17 protein-coding genes and 1 other annotated feature are annotated in these 18,930 nt (G+C 28.7%); of the genes, 9 read left to right on the top strand and 8 right to left on the bottom strand.

Annotated elements, in window-relative coordinates; all coding sequences use genetic code 11:
- Positions 1 to 246 precede the first annotated feature (246 nt).
- Positions 247 to 1,680 (top strand): cardiolipin synthase, encoded by a 1,434-nt coding sequence (cls, locus tag FGL08_RS09910; protein ID WP_138210637.1) that lies wholly within the window; start codon positions 247 to 249, stop codon positions 1,678 to 1,680.
- Between the two features lie 68 nt (positions 1,681 to 1,748).
- Here the strand turns inward: cls and FGL08_RS09905 are convergent, their stop codons facing one another.
- Positions 1,749 to 2,015, bottom strand: a complete 267-nt coding sequence (locus FGL08_RS09905; protein WP_138210636.1) for an ATP cone domain-containing protein — start codon at positions 2,013 to 2,015, stop codon at positions 1,749 to 1,751.
- 111 nt (positions 2,016 to 2,126) lie between these two features.
- Positions 2,127 to 2,351, top strand: a binding site (T-box leader).
- A gap of 110 nt (positions 2,352 to 2,461) precedes the next feature.
- Between FGL08_RS09905 and FGL08_RS09900 the strand changes: the two genes are divergently transcribed.
- Entirely contained in the window at positions 2,462 to 5,110 is a 2,649-nt protein-coding gene (locus FGL08_RS09900; protein ID WP_138210635.1) for a valine--tRNA ligase, read from the top strand.
- A gap of 62 nt (positions 5,111 to 5,172) precedes the next feature.
- On the opposite strand, the gene FGL08_RS09895 is transcribed toward FGL08_RS09900, so the two are convergent.
- On the bottom strand, positions 5,173 to 5,448 hold the full coding sequence (locus FGL08_RS09895) for a hypothetical protein (protein WP_138210634.1): 276 nt from the start codon (positions 5,446 to 5,448) through the stop codon (positions 5,173 to 5,175).
- 196 nt (positions 5,449 to 5,644) lie between these two features.
- Here FGL08_RS09895 and FGL08_RS09890 point away from each other — a divergent pair, with 196 nt between their 5' ends.
- Complete coding sequence (locus tag FGL08_RS09890) at positions 5,645 to 6,946, top strand: bifunctional folylpolyglutamate synthase/dihydrofolate synthase (RefSeq protein WP_138210633.1); 1,302 nt, start codon at positions 5,645 to 5,647, stop codon at positions 6,944 to 6,946.
- A gap of 47 nt (positions 6,947 to 6,993) precedes the next feature.
- On the opposite strand, the gene FGL08_RS09885 is transcribed toward FGL08_RS09890, so the two are convergent.
- Positions 6,994 to 7,236: a TIGR03905 family TSCPD domain-containing protein gene (locus FGL08_RS09885; RefSeq protein WP_138210632.1), complete on the bottom strand. Its 243-nt coding sequence runs from the start codon at positions 7,234 to 7,236 to the stop codon at positions 6,994 to 6,996.
- Between the two features lie 139 nt (positions 7,237 to 7,375).
- Between FGL08_RS09885 and FGL08_RS09880 the strand changes: the two genes are divergently transcribed.
- The gene (locus FGL08_RS09880; protein WP_138210631.1) at positions 7,376 to 8,242 is read left to right on the top strand and encodes a YncE family protein; all 867 of its coding nucleotides are present in this window, start codon (positions 7,376 to 7,378) and stop codon (positions 8,240 to 8,242) included.
- Here FGL08_RS09880 and FGL08_RS09875 read toward each other — a convergent pair.
- Complete coding sequence (locus tag FGL08_RS09875) at positions 8,239 to 8,769, bottom strand: DUF4364 family protein (protein ID WP_138210630.1); 531 nt, start codon at positions 8,767 to 8,769, stop codon at positions 8,239 to 8,241. The genes FGL08_RS09880 and FGL08_RS09875 overlap by 4 nt on opposite strands.
- A gap of 141 nt (positions 8,770 to 8,910) precedes the next feature.
- On the opposite strand from FGL08_RS09875, the gene pdaB reads away from it, so the two are divergent.
- From pdaB to FGL08_RS09860, 3 genes are all read left to right on the top strand, one after another.
- Entirely contained in the window at positions 8,911 to 9,663 is a 753-nt protein-coding gene (gene pdaB / locus FGL08_RS09870) for a polysaccharide deacetylase family sporulation protein PdaB (RefSeq protein WP_138210629.1), read from the top strand.
- Positions 9,664 to 9,866: 203 nt separating this feature from the next.
- A complete protein-coding gene (locus FGL08_RS09865) occupies positions 9,867 to 10,553 on the top strand; it encodes a single-stranded DNA-binding protein (RefSeq protein ID WP_138210628.1) in 687 nt (228 codons plus the stop codon).
- A 194-nt stretch (positions 10,554 to 10,747) separates the two neighbouring features.
- The gene (locus FGL08_RS09860; RefSeq protein WP_138208895.1) at positions 10,748 to 12,211 is read left to right on the top strand and encodes an IS1182 family transposase; all 1,464 of its coding nucleotides are present in this window, start codon (positions 10,748 to 10,750) and stop codon (positions 12,209 to 12,211) included.
- Positions 12,212 to 12,358: 147 nt separating this feature from the next.
- Here FGL08_RS09860 and dapD read toward each other — a convergent pair whose 3' ends face one another.
- Complete coding sequence (gene dapD, locus FGL08_RS09855) at positions 12,359 to 13,066, bottom strand: 2,3,4,5-tetrahydropyridine-2,6-dicarboxylate N-acetyltransferase (protein WP_138210627.1); 708 nt, start codon at positions 13,064 to 13,066, stop codon at positions 12,359 to 12,361.
- Positions 13,067 to 13,250: 184 nt separating this feature from the next.
- Here dapD and FGL08_RS09850 point away from each other — a divergent pair, with 184 nt between their 5' ends.
- Positions 13,251 to 14,405: a pyridoxal phosphate-dependent aminotransferase gene (locus FGL08_RS09850; protein WP_138210626.1), complete on the top strand. Its 1,155-nt coding sequence runs from the start codon at positions 13,251 to 13,253 to the stop codon at positions 14,403 to 14,405.
- Between the two features lie 135 nt (positions 14,406 to 14,540).
- Positions 14,541 to 15,710, top strand: a complete 1,170-nt coding sequence (locus FGL08_RS09845) for a MalY/PatB family protein (protein WP_138210625.1) — start codon at positions 14,541 to 14,543, stop codon at positions 15,708 to 15,710.
- A 38-nt stretch (positions 15,711 to 15,748) separates the two neighbouring features.
- On the opposite strand, the gene dapB is transcribed toward FGL08_RS09845, so the two are convergent.
- From dapB to FGL08_RS09830, 3 genes are read right to left on the bottom strand one after another with little or no spacing between them, the layout of a single operon-like run.
- On the bottom strand, positions 15,749 to 16,501 hold the full coding sequence (dapB, locus tag FGL08_RS09840; RefSeq protein ID WP_138210624.1) for a 4-hydroxy-tetrahydrodipicolinate reductase: 753 nt from the start codon (positions 16,499 to 16,501) through the stop codon (positions 15,749 to 15,751).
- Positions 16,502 to 16,511: 10 nt separating this feature from the next.
- A complete protein-coding gene (gene dapA / locus FGL08_RS09835; protein ID WP_138210623.1) occupies positions 16,512 to 17,393 on the bottom strand; it encodes a 4-hydroxy-tetrahydrodipicolinate synthase in 882 nt (293 codons plus the stop codon).
- An 18-nt stretch (positions 17,394 to 17,411) separates the two neighbouring features.
- On the bottom strand, positions 17,412 to 18,407 hold the full coding sequence (locus tag FGL08_RS09830; protein WP_138210622.1) for an aspartate-semialdehyde dehydrogenase: 996 nt from the start codon (positions 18,405 to 18,407) through the stop codon (positions 17,412 to 17,414).
- Positions 18,408 to 18,930: the final 523 nt, after the last annotated feature.

Below are 18,930 nucleotides of genomic sequence, written 5' to 3'. Positions count from 1 at the left end.
TAATAAATATATTTACTAACATCTTGAAGCCACCATTTGGTGGCTTCTTTACATTTAATAAAATATCTTATTCATAAGCTTAAAAATCTTTTTTACTTAAAATTTTCATAAAATATAAAGTTTTATTTAGCAATTTATAATATGTTAATTATTATATAAATGTTAATTTATATGATTGCATTGTATTAATCATAATTTTTGCTTAGAATATTATTAAGCAAAAGATTTTTACTTAAGGAGAATAAGATGAATATAGGGATAATATTAGGAACATCAATTATAATTATAAATATTTTATCTATGCTAGTACTGATTTTTTTTGAAAGAAAAAATCCAACTACTACTTGGGCATGGTTACTGGTAATTATGTTTTTACCTGTTATTGGTTTTATAGTGTATTTGCTTTTTGGGCAGAGTCTTACTAAAGAAAAGATGTTTAGTAATAAGATTTTAACCGACCAAAAAAAGAAAGAGTACTTTAATAAGGTTAAAAATCAATATAAATATAAAAATGAGGTCTTAGAAAATATAGATATTATACAAATGAATTTTAGAAACACAAATGCTATATATACTCAAAAAAACTCTGTGGAATTATTTTTTGAAGGTAAGAGTAAGTTTTCTAGGTTATTTAAGGAAATAAAGGATGCTAAGAATTTTATTCATATGGAATATTATATTATCCAAAATGACAGTATAGGAAATGACCTTATAGAACTTCTTACAGAAAAAGTAAAAGAAGGTGTAGAGGTAAAGTTACTTTTTGATGCAATGGGATCTTATAAAATAAATAATAAAAAGTTTTTAAGAAAATTTACAGAAGCTGGTGGAAGATATGCTGCATTTTTTCCAAGTATTATACCTCATATTAATTTACGTATAAATTATAGAAATCATAGGAAAATCGTAGTTGTAGATGGAAATAAAGGATTTATTGGAGGATTTAACGTAGGTGATGAGTATTTAGGTAAAGATAATAAAATTGGAAACTGGAGAGATACACATATAATTGTGGAAGGAGAAGCCGTTAAAGAATTAGAAGAGAGATTTTTATTAGATTGGGCTTATGCATCTGGAGAAGAATTAGGAAATTACAATAAGTATTTTGAAATAAATTATCTTCCAAGTAGTTCTACAGGTATGCAAATAGTATCTAGTGGACCCGATCATGAAGAACCTTATATAAGAAATGTATATCTTAAAATATTAAATAAAGCAATGGATTATGTTTATATTCAATCTCCATATTTTGTACCCGATGAGACCATGCTAAGCGCTTTAAAACTCTCATCATTATCTGGAGTAGATGTTAGAATTATGATACCTGGAAGACCTGACCATAAGTTTATGTCCTGGGCTGCCAATTCTTATATAGGTGAATTATTAGAAGTGGGTGTTAAAATATATTTGTATAATAATGGATTTATACATTGTAAGACGGTTGTTTCAGATAATTCGGTATGTACAATAGGTACGGCTAATATGGATATTAGAAGTTTTGATCTTAATTTTGAGACTAATGCTGTAATATATGATAGGGAAATAAGTGAAAATCTTAGCAAACAATTTATAGAAGATATGAGCTATTGCAAACAAGTTACTTTAGAAAATTTTATAAATAGAGGCAGGGGAAGTAAAATAGCAGAATCTATAGTAAGGCTTCTATCTCCCATACTTTAAGTGAAAGAAAATGCCTTATACAATGATTTTTTCAATCATTGTATAAGGCATTTTGTATGTTAAATTTACTATTCTTCAAACATGTATGCTTTGCAAAGAGTTTCAAATTTATGATTAATTAATATGGTATATATTAGCCCTCTAATTTCATATACAGAAGTTGGAGAGGCGTCTTTTCTAGTTTTTTCTAGAGTAGATAAAATATCAGATAGAATAGTTTTTATGTCTCCTTCTGTTAGAGTAACATTTACATCATTAGCACAATTTTCAAGACTAGTTCTTATTTTTTCTAAATTAAAACTTTCTATGTTCCCACTTCTTTTTATTATTTTCATTATATTTTCCTCCTTTTATCATAATATTAGGTCTATTAAGATATATTATACCATTTTTCTATCTTGACATATTAAAAATCTAAGATATAATTTTAAGATATAAGTAAATATATAAAAGCTAGGAAAAAGAGGAGTAAAAGTGTGGAATATTAAGAGAGAAGGACTCATGGGCTGAAAGGTCTTTTATAGGAAACATTTTGAAGGTAGCTTTGGAGCTTTTCTACAGAAATTAAGTAAGTAGAAACGGTAAAAATCGTTAAAATTTTTGAGAGCTTAGAGTATAATATAAATTGTATTTTAAGAATAAAGGTGGTAACGCGCGCTGTCGTCCTTTTTTAGGATTACGGCGCTTTTTTATTTTAATTCAGTAGAAATATATATAAGTCATACTAAAAGTATTTGTTATTTTATATTAAACATAAGTAAAGTGAAAGGAGAAAATGATAATGGAAGAAAATAAAAATATAGCTAAGACATATGACCCGAAAGAGTTTGAAGAAAGATTATATGCATGGTGGGAGGAAAAAGGCTTTTTTACCCCTGTAGTAGATAAAAACAAGAAACCATATACAGTTATAATGCCACCACCAAATATAACAGGACAGTTACATCTAGGTCATGCTGTTGATAATACTCTTCAAGATATTTTAATTAGAACAAAAAGGATGCAGGGATACAGTACCCTATGGCTACCAGGACAGGACCATGCTAGTATTGCCACAGAAGTTAGAGTAGAAAAAGAAATAATAAAAGAAGGTCTAGATAAAAAAGAAATGGGAAGAGAGGCTTTCTTAGATAGAGTTTGGCAATGGACAGATGAATATAGAAATAGAATAAGAGGACAAATAAAAAAAATAGGATGCTCTGCAGATTTTACAAGAGAAAGCTTTACCATGGATGAAAATTTAAGCAAGGCTGTTAAAAAGGTTTTTGTAAAGCTTTATGAAGAAGGATTAATTTATAGAGGAGATAGAATTACAAATTGGTGTCCGAAATGTATGACAGCAATTTCAGATGCTGAGATAGAGCATGAGGAAAAAGAAGGTAGCTTTTGGCATATTAAATATCCAGTAATAGGTTCTGATGAATATTTAGAAATAGCAACTACAAGACCAGAAACTATGCTTGGAGATACAGCTGTAGCAGTAAACCCAGAAGATAAAAGATATGCTCATTTAATTGGAAAGAAGCTAATGTTACCACTTGTTAATAGGGAGATACCGATCGTAGCAGATGATTACGTTGACGTGGAATTTGGAACAGGGGCAGTTAAAATAACTCCAGCTCATGATCCAAATGATTATGGCGTAGGTCAAAGACATAACCTTCCTCAAATTGTAGTTATGAATGAAGATGGTACTATAAAAGAGGGATATGGTAAATATTCAAATATGGATAGATACGACGCAAGACGTACCATAGTGGAAGACCTAAAGGAAGCAGGACTTTTAGTTCAAATAAGAAAGCATGATCATAATGTAGGAACACATGATAGATGTAGTACTGTAATTGAACCAATGCTTTCAAAACAATGGTATGTTAAAATGGAGCCTCTTGCAAAACCAGCTATAGATGCAGTTAAGAATAAAAAAATTAAGTTCGTTCCAGAAAGATTTGAAAAAATTTATTTTAACTGGATGGATAATATTCAAGATTGGTGTATATCAAGACAATTATGGTGGGGGCATAGAATTCCAGTTTGGTATTGCAATGATTGTGGAGAACTTACAGTAACCATGGAAGAACCATGTTGTTGTTCAAAATGTAAAAGTAAAAACATAAAACAAGACGAAGATGTTCTAGATACATGGTTTAGTTCAGCTTTATGGCCGTTTTCAACTCTAGGTTGGCCTGATAATACTGAGGATTTAAAATATTTTTATCCTACATCAACACTAGTTACAGGCCATGATATTATATTCTTCTGGGTTGCTAGAATGATATTCTCAGGTCTTCACAATATGGGAGACATTCCTTTTGAAAATGTATTAATGCATGGACTTGTAAGAGACAGTGAAGGAAGAAAAATGTCTAAATCCTTAGGTAATGGAGTGGACCCTCTAGAAATTATAGATAAATACGGGGCAGATGCTCTAAGATTTATGTTAGTTACAGGAAATGCTCCTGGAAATGATATAAGATTCTATGAAGAGAGAGTAGAATCTGCTAGAAACTTTGCAAACAAGATTTGGAATGCTTCAAGATTTGTTATGATGAATCTAGACAGAGACATAATGAATAAGTATAAAGATAGTAACAATTACTCTGTAGCAGATAAATGGATATTATCAAGATTAAATACTGTAATTAAAGAGGTTACAGAAAATATTGAGAAGTTCGAGATAGGTATAGCACTTCAAAAAACTTATGACTTTATGTGGAATGAATTCTGTGATTGGTATATAGAACTTGTAAAACCTGTATTCTTCTCAGAGGATGAAGAAGCAAAGGGTATTGCATACAATGTACTTTACACAGTACTTACTAAAGGATTACAGCTATTACATCCTGTAATGCCATTTATAACTGAAGAAATTTATACTCATTTAGATACAGAGAATGAATCCATTACAATTTCTAAATGGCCTGAGTATAAAAAGGAATTAGAAGATCTTAAATCAGAAGAAAACATGAACTACATCATAGAGGGAATTAAAGCTATAAGAAATGTTAAAGCTGAAATGAATGTTCCACCGTCTAGAAAAGCGAAACTTATGATTTTAGCTCACAATGGAAGGGAAGCTTTTGAAGAAGGAAGAGTTTATTTCGAAAAATTAGCTTCTGCAAGTGAGGTTAATTTCCTAGAAAATAAAGAAGATGCTCCTAAGGATGCTGTATCTGCAGTTACTAAGAATGCAGAAATATATATGCCGCTTTTAGATCTTATAGATATTGAAAAGGAAGTAGAAAGATTAAATAAGGAAAAAGAAAAACTTCAAAAAGAAATAGATAGGGTGGAGAAGAAACTTTCTAATGAAAAGTTTGTAAGTAAAGCTCCAGAGGCTGTAGTTAAAGAAGAAAAAGAAAAAGCTGAAAAATATAAATCTATGTACAATACTGTACTTGAGAGAATAGACTCTTTAAAAAATTTATAATAAACTAAAAAGGACCTGCAATTGCAAGTCCTTTTTTATTTAAATTATAAGTAATCAAAAAATTATTGCTTGTTTTTTTCTAATAATTCTTTTCTCCATTCATATAATACAGTTTCAGCAGCCGATATTGTAGCATTTATACTGATATCATGTCTACTTCCACGTCCAAGCTGATCATTACCTTGAACAATATATAAACTATCTAAAAGAGCTTCTAAGTTCTCTATAGTATAATTAGGATCATCTTTCATTGTAGTAATGAAATCATTATACGCATTTTCAAAAATTATATCATATTTTTCTTGATCTTGATCTTTTATAATTTCATCATTTGACATAGAAAATCACTCCTAAGATTTAAGCATAACATTATTAATAGATATTGATTATCATTAATATTCTACTATAGAAAATAAATTTAATCAATGGATATTTTATTATAAATTATTCATATTAAGGTTTAATAAAAAAATACTATTTGATATAATTATTTAAGTACTAATTGAAAATGCTCATGTTAGCGAGGGATAAAAAATGAATTATGTTGAAGCTATTAATTATCTTGAAAGTACTTCAAAATTTGGAATGAAGCTTGGATTAGAGAGAACAGAAAGAATTTTAGAATTACTAAATAATCCACATAAAAGAATAAAGACTATACATATTGGTGGCACTAATGGTAAGGGCTCTACCACAGCTATGCTAAATGCTATTTTAGCGGAAGCTGGTTATAAGGTTGGTATGTATACATCTCCCTATATAGAAGAGTTTGAGGAGAGAATACAAATATCTAATTCTTACATAAAAAAAGAAGAATTTGCTGATACAATAACGGAGCTTTCCATTATTATAAGAAAGGTTATAGATGAAGGTTTTGGAGAACCTACATATTTTGAAATATTAACTTGTGCTGCTTTTTTATATTTTTATAAAAAGGAAGTTGATATTGCTTTAATAGAGGTAGGGTTAGGTGGGAGACTTGATTCTACCAATGTAATTTCACCAATTTTAACTTTAATAACTTCTATAAGTTATGACCACATGGATATATTAGGAGATACTTTAGAGAAAATAGCGTCTGAAAAAGCTGGTATAATAAAAGAAGATACTCCATTAATTTTGTATCCACAGAAAGAAGAAAGTAAAAGCGTTATAGAACAAGTTTGTAGAGAAAAAAATTCAAGATTAATAGAAGTAGATAAAAATTGTTCAGAGTTTATAAAGGTTTTAGAGGAAGATTCAAGTTTAAGACAATTAATAAAAATAAAAGGCAAAAAAAGTGATTATGAAATTGAATTAAACTTGCTAGGTAAGCATCAACTTTTAAATTGCGCTTTATGTATACATGCCTTTGAAGTATTAAATGATATAGGATTTAATATAACTGAGAACCAAATGATTAGTGCACTTAAGAAAGTAAATTGGCCAGGTAGATTAGAAATTATGAAAAGAGGCCCATTGGTAGTTATTGATGGTGCTCATAATATAGACGGTATAACAATGCTAAGTGAAAGTGTTACAACTTATTTTAAATATAAAAACATAATACTTATACTAGGTATTTTAAAAGATAAAGAAGTAGAAAATATGGTTAAGACTATAGTTCCTTTAGCTAAGGAAGTTATAAGTGTAACACCACATAGTGATAGAGGAAAATTAGCACTAGAATTAAATGAAGTAGTAGAGAGATATAATAAGAAATCTTCTTATGAAGAAGATTATGAAAAGGCTTATGAGAAGGCTTTAAGTATTGCATCAGAGGAGGATTTAATTTTAATATCGGGTTCCTTATATATGATAGGTGATATGAGAAAAATAATTAAAAGTAAAATTTAAGTTATAAAAGATAAAACATCCATAATTTAATATGGATGTTTTATCTTTTATTTTACCAGTTCTTTAAGTGCACAGGCAAATTGATCAGGGCAAGAAGTAGCTTTACTTCCACAGGATATCCCTTCAAGCTTATTGATAGCATCATCTACAGATAAACCTTCTAAAAGTTTTGATATACCTTGAAGATTACCGTTACAACCACCAATAAAATTTACATTAGTTATTTTATTATCTATTACTTCAAAGTGTATTTCTTTAGCACAGACCCCATTTGGATAGTATGTGTACATGTTATATAGTCACCCCTTATTATAAAGTTACATATATTATTTTATATTAACATATATAATACATCAATAACAATCAAGTGTCTTTTTATAAAATATATACTTTAAACATTCTCATATTTAATAGAAAGGAGGGGGATAAATGTATATTTATATCTGTAATACATTTTCAGATTCTATATCTGAAATAAATATTAGAGAGTTTAAAGAAGAAAGAAGAATTAAAATTAACTCTAATCAAAGAGTCGGTCCACATGGGATTCATAAATTTAGTGATATATTATTTACAGCTAATAATTATAGTAATGATATAAGTTTAATAGATTTAAATGATTATAGTGTTAGGTCTTTTTATGTAGGAACTAATTGTACTGACATAAAAGTTAATGGTGATAAGGCCTATATAGTCTGTGGAGATTCTAATGATATGAAAGTATTTAATCTTTTAGATGAAAAGATAGAAAAAAGTATATATTGTGGAGACTTTCCACATAGCATAGATATTCAGGGCGTGATAAATAAGATTTTGGTATGTAGTATGAGGGATGGATATGTAAATTTATTAGATTTAAATGAAGAAAAAGTTATTGATAAAGTTAAAGTGGGGAACTATCCTACAAAGGCAATATTTTGTGATAATGGAAGGTTTATATTGGTGTGCGAGAGTCATTTTGGTGAAAAGTTTGGAAATATTACTGTATTAGATAAGGAACTAAAACATATAGAGAAGTTAAAGGTAGGAAAAGGTCCAGTAGATATGTATTCAAGCGGTGATAAGTTATATATATCTAATATGGGGGATGGTACTGTTAGCGTTATAGATTTAGAATTATTAAAAGAAGTGGATAAGATAAGTATAGGAGGAATGCCTAGAGGTATTATTGAAAAAGATGGTTTTTTATATGTAGGAGACTACTTTAGAAGCAGATTGATTAAAATTTGCTTAAAAAGCAGGGTAAAAGAGTGTATATATATTGGGAAAGAGCCCAATAGTATGATATTGGTTTAAATATCATTTATAAGTGTTTTTATTACAGTATCATACAATTGGGCAGAATTTTCCTTCCACTTGGTACAGAGGTCTCTCGCCTGTTTATTGTTAGGCACACTTAATTTTACTTCAATTAAAATAGATTCATTTTCATGAGCAGCTAAGGTTACTATAAAGTTATCATTGTTTTCTATAGTATAGTCTGCTGTAACTGTTATTTGCTTTTTTATATTTTCAATATTTTTTTCTAGATATGTATCTATTCTTTCGACTTTATCTTCGGATATTCTATTAAAAAACATATTTAAAACTCTTTCGCCTTTATCCGTGATACAAAGTCTTATTTTATCTTCTTTTTCTACAGCTTTAATAAAACCAGAGGAATTAAGTTCTAACAAATATTGTTGCAGATTAAAATAGTTTAAAAAATTATTTTGGAGAACTATTTCCGTTAACTGTATGTTTGAAATGGGGAGTTTAATTTCATGGATTATATATAGTAGTAATAATTTACTTTCTGCCAATTCGAGTGTATCTTCCTTCATTATATCCCTCCTTTAATAGGAATTAATAAAAAAGATATTCTAATTAAGTATATAATATGCTTTTTCAATATTATTCTATCATATTAAGTAAAAATAATGAATATAAATTTAATGATAATTTATACTTGGAGGTAAAAAAACTTGCTTAAATTTAAAAAAAAACATACTATATCTATAGGAATTTCTTTACTTATAGTTGTTTTATTGGCCCTAGGTTTTAACAATAAAAATATTATTTCTACAATTTCAAAGAATAAAAAAATACCCATTTATTCTGTAGATACAAAGGATAAAAAAGTTGCTATTTCTTTTGATGTTAATTGGGGAGAGGACAATACTCCTAAAATACTAGATATTTTGGATAAACACAAAGTTAAATGTAGCTTTTTTTTAATGGGAGGATGGGTTGAAAAATACCCTGATAAAGTTAAAGCTATTCATGAAAGAGGTCATGAAATTGGAAATCATTCAAACAATCATCCTGATATGACAAAGGTATCTAATGAAAAAATAATAAATGAAATTGCAGTAACCGATGCAAAAATTATGAGTGTAACAGGAGAAAAGCCTAAATTATTTAGATTTCCATCAGGTGCTTATAACGACAAGGCTATAGAATGTGTAGAGAGTACCAATCATATACCAATTCAATGGGATGTTGATAGTATAGATTGGAAAGAGCAAGGGGCCAAGGCAGAATATGAAAGAGTTATAAAGAAGACTAAACCAGGATCTATATTGTTATTTCATAATAATGCTAAATATACTCCAGATAATTTAGATAAAATAATAGAAAAGCTAAAGTCTGAAGGATATACCTTTGTGAATATATCTGAATTAATATATAAGGATAATTATGAAATAGATAGTACAGGAAGACAGATAAAAAAGTAATTATGAAATTTATGTTAAAATGATCATCTATTATAAAATATTATAGTTAATGTATTGAAATTAGAAGATGATATGTATTATAATGGAAACGTAGGTATAAATATAACAATAATTATAAAAATACTAATTTGGTTATAAAACTTTACAAAATTTAATATAAATAGTATTAAGAAACTAAAAAAGCTAAGGGAAGAGGGGTTACAATGGATAATTTGATGAATAATAACAACATTTACTTGGAGGGTACAGTAATAACAGATTTAGAATTTAGTCATGAAATGTATGGGGAAGGCTTCTATTCTTTTTACATAGAAGTTTCAAGATTAAGTGAAGCAAAGGACAAGGTGAATATTACAATTTCTGAACGTCTTCTAACAGGATTTGATATTAAAATTGGTAGAGATATTATTGTAGAGGGGCAATTAAGATCTTATAATAAGTATGTGGATGGAGCAAATAGATTAATACTTACAGTGTTTGCTAGAGACGTATATGAATGTACAGAAAAAAGTAAAAATCCTAATCAAATCTTCTTGAATGGATTTATATGTAAGAAACCAATATATAGAAGAACGCCATTTGGAAGAGAAATTTCAGATATGTTACTTGCAGTTAATAGACCATATAATAAATCAGATTATATTCCTACTATAGCTTGGGGAAGAAATTCAAGGTATTGTAAAGTTCTTGAAGTTGGTGATAATATAAGAATTTGGGGAAGATTACAAAGTAGGGAATATCAAAAGAAGATAGGTGAAGATGTTATACAAAAAATGGCCTATGAAGTTTCTATATCTAAGATGGAAATAATAGATAAAGATGTAGAATTAGATGATGAAGATGAAAATACTAATGATGTAAAAGATGTAGAAGAGAAGGATGCTATTTAACAATGAATCAAAGGTTATGAAAATTTGAATAATTCCATGAAAATAAGTTTATAGATAAAATAAAAGCTGGGTTAACACGAGGGTACTGAAAAAGTACCCTCCTAATCTTAATAGACATAACACTACAGTTTGTGTAGATGTTATGTCTATTTTTTAGTATAATTTTTATATTACTAATTTAAGCAGGTGATTTTATGTTAATGCATCAAAAGATGATATTAAGCGAATATGGTGATATATATGATAGGATTATCCCTAAAGATAATATGTTGAGAAGGATTAAAGAAATGGTAGATTTCTCATTCATCTACGATGAATTAGTTTCTACATATTGCAATAATAACGGTCGCGGAGCGATTGACCCAATAAGAATGTTTAAATATCTTTTACTAAAAACTATTTTCAATATTTCTGATGTAGATGTTGTTGAACGCTCTAAATATGATATGTCTTTTAAATATTTCTTAGATATGGCTCCGGAGGAGGATGTAATTAATCCAAGTTCTTTAACTAAATTTAGAAAGCTACGCTTAAAGGACACTAATCTAATGGACATGCTAATTTCTAAAACCGTAGAAATAGCATTGGAAAAGGAAATTATAAAATCAAAATCAATTATTGTTGATTCAACTCATACCAAAGCTAGATACAATCAAAAAACACCTAGGGAAGTTTTAATTGAACAATCTAAAAAACTTCGAAAGTCAGTTTATAACATTGATGAGTCAATGAAAGCAAGGTTTCCTAATAAAGTTAACAACGGTCTTCTTGAGGATGAAATAGAGTATTGTCAAAAACTTATATCAGTTATTGAAAAAGAAGAGGTCATTTCAAGTTATCCAGCTGTAAAAGAAAAATTAAATTTATTAAAAGAAACAATCGAAGATGATTTAGAGGTTTTGTCATTCTCTAAAGATGCTGACGCAAAAGTTGGACACAAAACTGCTGATACATCTTTCTTTGGGTATAAAACTCATATTGCAATGACTGAGGAACGTATTATTACTGCTGCTGTAGTTACTTCGGGAGAAAAACACGATGGAAAACAACTAAAATCACTTATTGAAAAGAGCGAAGCCTCTGGCTTAAACATAGAAAATATTATTGGAGATGCAGCTTATTCAGAAAAAGAAAATATAGAATATGTAAATGAAAGTGAAAAAAATCTAATTGCAAAGCTTAGTAAATCAGTATCTCATGGTAACAAAAGACAAACTAAAACGAAGTTTGAATATAATAAAGATGCAGATATGTATGCGTGTGAAGCTGGCCATATGAGTACTAAGAAAACTAGTACTAGACCTAAAAAACATGCCAAAGATGGACTAGGTACAGTAATTTCTTATTTTTTTGATGTTAAAAAGTGTCAGTGTTGCCCTTTAAAACAAGGGTGCTATAAAGAAGGTGCTAAAACTAAATCATACTCAGTTTCAATCAAAACGAATACGCATCAAAAACATATTGAATTTCAAGAAACTGATTTTTTTAAAGAAAAATCAAAAGAGAGATATAAAATTGAAGCTAAAAATAGTGAAATGAAACATAGACATGGGTATGATGTTGCGTCAGCCGCAGGTCTTGTTGGCATGCAAATGCAAGGTGCATTGACCATTTTTGCTGTAAACTTGAAGAGAATATTGACTCTAAGCAATCAGTAAATATACCCGATTAGGGTTTAATAATACAAAAAGACTCAAGCTCATACCACAAAATGGTATAAACTTGAGTCTTTTAAATTATGTAAAAAGTAAACCCCCGAAAAACTATAAGTTTTTCAGTGGTCTCGGTTAACACCCGGCCTTTGTTTATCTTAAATCTTCTAATATTTCTGTCTTACCCTTTGTTTTATCATCTACAGATTTAATTATTTTAGCAGGTGCGCCAGCAACAACTACGTTTTCTGGAACATCAGTAGTTACTATAGAACCAGCAGCAACTACAGAGTTTTTTCCTATTTTTACACCTTCTAGTATAACTGCATTTGCTCCAATTACTACGTTGTCTTCAACTTCACATGGAGATTTACTTGGTGGTTCTAGGACTCCAGCTATAACAGCACCAGCTCCAACGTGGCAACGTTTACCTACTTTAGCTCTAGCACCAAGTACAGCATTCATGTCTATCATAGATTCTTCACCAATTTCAGCACCTATATTTATAACAGCGCCCATCATAACTACAACTTTTTTACCAATAGACACTTTATCACGAATTAAAGCACCTGGCTCTATACGTGCATCTAATTTACTTAAGTCTAATAGTGGTATAGCAGAATTTCTTCTATCAACCTCTAGTCTATATTTTTCAATTTTAGTTTTATTATCATTAATAAAAGCTTCTATTTCATCATTTTCTCCAAATAAAACAAAAAAGTTGTTTTCACCAAAATGGTCTATGTTAGCAAAAGAACATTCGTTTAAATTTCCTTGAATGTAAGCTTTGCAAGGAGTAGATTTTTTAGCTTCTTTTATGTATCTTGCAATTTCATATGGATCTGTTAAATTGTAACTCATTTTGTTACTCCTTTCATGGAACTTTAAATTTATAATTAGTTTAACACAATAATAAAAATTTAAACTATATATTATTTTACATCATTTTAAGTGGAATGAGCAACATAAATATAAAATTTATTGAAATAGAGGGTTTTTCAAGTTACAATACTAAATATATAGTATTAAGAATTAAGGTGATGAAATGGAAGAATTTATATCTAAAAATATAAGAGAAATTGAGATTTCTGGTATAAGAAAATTTTATAATGAAGTGTTAAAAGTTCCTGGTGCCATTTCCTTAACTTTAGGAGAGCCAGATTTTGAGGTTCCAAAAGAAATAAAAGAAGCCATGATATATGCTATACATGAGAATAAGACTAGATATACATCTAATAATGGCATTATAGAATTAAGAAGAGAGATTAGTAAATACTTAAATACCATGGATATAACCTATAATGAAGAGGAAATATGTGTAACAGTAGGGGGTAGTGAAGCTTTAAATTCTACTTTTTTAACTTTAATAGAAAAAGGTGATAAGGTTTTAATTCCCAGTCCAGCATATCCAGCATATGAGAGTTGCGTAAAGATAGCAGGAGGAGAGGTGGTAAATTATCATCTTAAAGAAGATTTTAGCATAGATATTGATAATTTAAAGGAACTTATTGAAGTAGAAAAGCCTAAGATATTGGTATTATCTTTTCCTACAAATCCAACAGGAGCTATTTTAGATAAGAAAACAAAGGAAGATCTTTACGAACTGGTAAAAGATAAAAATATTATAATTTTATCAGATGAAATATATGCATCTATATATTATGAAAATGAGTATTTTTCTTTAGCTCAATATGAAGATATAAAGGAAAAAGTTATAATAATAGGAGGTTTTTCTAAAATGTTTTCCATGACAGGGCTTAGAGTGGGATTTATTTGTGCACATGAGAATTTAATGAAACATATAATAAAAGTTCATCAATATGGGGTATCATCAGCAACGTCCATAGCACAATGGGGAGCTTATGCGGGGTTAAAAAGCTCTATGTATAATGTAAAGCTTATGACAGAAAAGTTTAGAGAAAGAAGAGATTTCCTTTGTAGTAGGTTAAATCATATGGGCTTAGATGTAATTACGCCTAAAGGTGCTTTTTATGTGTTTCCATCCATTAAAAAATACAGTAATAACAGTTTTGAATTTTGTAAATCATTATTGGAGGAAGAAAAAGTTGCTATAATTCCTGGAGTTGCATTTGGTGATAAAGGGGAGGGGCATGTTAGAATATCATATTCTTATTCTATAGAGGAGCTTACAAATGCTTTAAATAGAGTTGAAAAATTTCTAGCAAAACAAAGTATATAAATTTTTTATAAGTTATTATAATTTTGTAATTTATAATTATTTTCTATTAGACATATACATTTACTAGTATTAAAATCATAAGTATACTTATTATATAATAATTCTTAGATTATGCGAGAGTGAGTGTGATCTTTAATGTATAATTTTGACGAGGTTATAAATAGAAGGGGAACTAACAGCGAAAAATGGGATACTATTAAAAATGAATTCGGAAGAGAAGATCTAATTCCCTTATCCATTGCTGATATGGATTTTAAAGTAGGAGATTTTATTAGCAATGCTATACAAGAAAAAATAAAAGAAGGTGTATTTGGTTATAATTGTATTCCTGATTCTTATTATGAATCTATTATAAGCTGGAATAAAAAAAGACATAATGTAGATATAGAAAAAAGTTGGATTTTATTTGCACCTACCGTTGTTCAGGGGATTTATTTTTCTTTGAAAGGTATAGTGAAAGAGGGGGATGAAGTTATAATACAACCACCTGTTTATCCTAAATTTCGTAAAATAATTGAAGCATGCGGTTGTAAGGTGGTAGAAAATCCTCTTATTTGTAGTAACGAGAAATATTATATGAATATTGAAGACTTAGAGAAAAAGATAACAAATAAGACAAAAGTTCTAATACTATGTAGTCCTCATAATCCAGTAGGAAGAGTATGGAGACAAGAAGAATTAGAAAGATTATGTGAAATTCTATTAAAATATGACATTACCATAATTTCAGATGAAATTCACAGTGATTTGATTTTTAAGGGAGAAAAATATATATCCCTAGGTAATTTAAATGAGCAGATAATGAATAATGCGATTATAGCTACAGCACCGACGAAAACTTTTAATTTAGCAGGAATTCAAGTCTCTAATTTAATAGTACCAAATAAAAAAATAAGAGATAGAATTACAAATATTATTGAAGATAATTTGACAGCTCGTCCAAATGCCTTTGCGACATGTGCATTAGAGGCTGCATATAATGAGGGAGCGGAATATTTAGAAGAATTGCTTGTTTATATAGAAGACAATAAGGATTATGCTATAGAATTTTTTAAAAAGCATATTCCCAAGATAAATCCTGTAGAATCTGAAGGAACATATCTCTTATGGCTTGATTGCTCTAAATTAAATTTAGATGATGAACAATTACATGATTTTTTTATAAATAAATGTAAACTAATTTTAAAGCCTGGTATAAGTTTTGGAGAAGACGGAAAAGGATTTATGAGGATGAATATTGCGTGTTCACGTAATATTTTATCTAAAGCTTTAAATAATATATATAAAGCATTGAATAGTATATAAAAAAATGCCTTCCATAAAATTGGAAGGCATTTCAATTTCTATAGGTATACTAAGTCATCCATTGAATATATTCCAGGTTCTTTTTTATATAAAAATTCAGCAGCTTTAATAGCACCTATTGCAAAGACTTCTCTTGAGATAGCTTTGTGAGTAAGTTCGATACATTCTCCTTCTCCAGCAAATATTACAGTGTGATCACCTATGATATTACCACCTCTTATAGCATGGATACCAATTTCTTTTTTCTCTCTTTTTTTAAGTCCTTCTCTACCAAATTCAAATTCTGTATCATCCTTTATAGAATCTTTTATAGTATTTGCAAGTAGTAAAGCAGTACCACTAGGTGAATCAACTTTTTGGTTATGATGTTTTTCAATTATTTCAATATCATAGTCTCCAAATAATTTATCACTTATTTGTCTAAGCAAATTATTTATTAAGTTTATACCTATTGACATATTAGCTGAATGAAAAATTGCAACTTTTGAGCTTAGAGATTCTATTTCCTTTAGTTGTTCTTCTGAGTATCCTGTAGTGCATATTACTATAGGAGTTTTTTTATCCGTTGAATATTTGATCAAACTATCTAGGCTTTCTGGTCTTGAAAAATCTATTATTACATCACCATCTACATTACAATCTTCAATATTATTAAATACAGGATAATCTAAGGTAGTATTTTTATTTAAATCTATACCAGCAACTATGGAAGAATTTAAACTTTTTTTAGCACATTCGCTTACCATTCTCCCCATTTTGCCCGAACATCCACTTAAAATAATTCTTATCATTATTTCCCTCCTAAATTAAGTTACAGTTTTCCAATTCTTTTCTTAAGACTTTTAAGTTTTTATCTTCCATTTCGCATAAAGGAAGTCTTAAAGCTCCTACACCTTTATTCATAAGATTTAGGGCAGCTTTAACCGGAATTGGGTTAGTTTCAATGAAAAGAGAATTAGTTAATGCTAAATAATCTAACTGTAATTTTAATGCATTTTCAGTATCTCCCTTAAGATAGTTTATTACCATATCATGCACTTCTTTAGGAATTACGTTAGCAAGTACGGAAATAACACCTATACCTCCAAGAGATAGTACTGGTATTATTTGGTCATCATTTCCAGAGTAGATATCAATCTTATCTTTGCAAAGAGCTTTTATCTTTGCTACTTGGCTAATATCTCCACTAGCTTCCTTAATAGAAGTTATATTCTTGCATTCAGTACATAAAGTTAAAATAGTTTCAGGAAGTATATTCATACCAGTTCTTCCAGGGACATTATAAAGAATAATTGGAGTATTTACAGCTCTATCTATGGCTTTAAAATGTTCTATTAAACCTTTTTGAGTAGTTTTATTATAGTATGGTGTTATAACAAGTAATCCATCTATACCAATACTTTCAGCCCATTTACTCATTTCTATAGAAGTAACTGTGTTATTTGTACCTGTTCCGGCTATGACAGGAATTCTTTTATTTACTAAATCTACTACAAATTTTATAGTATCTTTTTTCTCAGTTTCAGTCATTGTTGAAGCTTCACCAGTTGTACCACATACTATTATCGCATCTGTAGAAGAATTTAAATGTAGCTCTACTAGTTCCTTCAACTTTCCGTAATCTACGCCTTGCTTATTAAATGGAGTTATTAATGCAACTCCTGAACCTTTAAATAATGACATAAATTTCGACTCCTTTTTCTATTTAATAGTAGGAATTAATAATTCAGCTATTTGTATTGTATTTAATGCTGCACCTTTTCTTATATTATCTGCAACAACCCATAAGTTAAGACCATTTTCTAAGCTAAAATCTCTTCTAATTCTACCTACGTATACAGGGTCGGTACCTGCAGCTACAATTGGCATTGGGTAGATTAAATTTTTTATATCATCCTGTAGGACTACACCTTCAGCATTTTTAAATAATTCGAAAACTTCATTTAAATCAAAACTAGATTTAAGTTCTACATTTATGCTCTCACTATGACCATGTACTACAGGAACTCTTACTGTGGTAGCTGTGATTTTTAAATTTGAATCATGAAGTATTTTTTTACTTTCTTCAATCATTTTCATTTCTTCTTTTGTATATCCATTATCCATGAATACATCGATTTGAGGTAACATATTACCAGCTATAGCGTAAGGGAATTTTTTAGGTTCTTCTCCCTTATAACCATTTATCAAGTCATTTTCTCCAGCAACTCCTGCACCAGATACAGCTTGATATGTGGAGTATACTATTCTATTTATTCCGTATTTATCATGAACTGGTTTTAAGGCCACCATAGCTTGTATTGTAGAGCAGTTAGGATTAGCAATAATACCTTTATGCCAGCTGATATCTTCAGGGTTAACTTCTGGTACTATTAATGGTACTTCAGGATTCATTCTCCAAGCACTACTATTATCTACAACCACAGTACCATATTTAGTGAAGATTGGAGCAAACTCTAAAGAGGTAGAACCTCCAGCAGAGAATAAAGCAATATGAATTTTTTTATCTTTAACATTATCTTCAGTTAATTCTTCAACTAAAACTTCTTTTCCACTAAATTTCATAGTTGTACCAGCAGATGTTTTAGAAGAATAAAAATATATATTTTCTATAGGGAAGTTTCTTTCTTCTAATATATTAGTAATTTGTCTTCCAACCATACCTGTTGCACCAACAACTGCTACGTTAAGATTCATAAAATCCCTCCTAAATTATTTCTTAGTTATATTATATAACTTAACATATAAAATTTATATAGTTTTCTATATAAGAATATTATATGTATAAAATCTACTGCTTGATAGAAAAAAATATAACACTTGCAGAAAAATGCAAGTTACATATCCTTGAAAATTCATAAATGAATTTAAATTAGGTTATATCTAACATTTTATAAAAAAATAATATATGTATAATAAAGAATATTATGAAAAAATATTTAATATTAAAAAATGATATATAGAAATTGTTTTCTATAATAAATTTTATAAATCTACTTATATCAGTGGATATAAATAATAAATTTAAGCTTGCAAAATAATAAGTGCATACAAATATGCTATTCAATATGCAAAAAATTATAAAAAAACTGAATATTTATTCAATGTAATGTGATAACTTTATAAAAGCAGAGTAATTATAAGAAAAAGCATAATAAAATAAATGCATACACTAAATTCTAAGTTTAATATGATTTAAAAAATAAAAAAATAAATTGAC

The sequence above is a fragment of the Hathewaya histolytica genome (assembly GCF_901482605.1).
Classification (GTDB): Bacteria; Bacillota; Clostridia; order Clostridiales; family Clostridiaceae; genus Hathewaya; species Hathewaya histolytica.
This window is presented reverse-complemented; position numbering and strand designations above follow the sequence as displayed.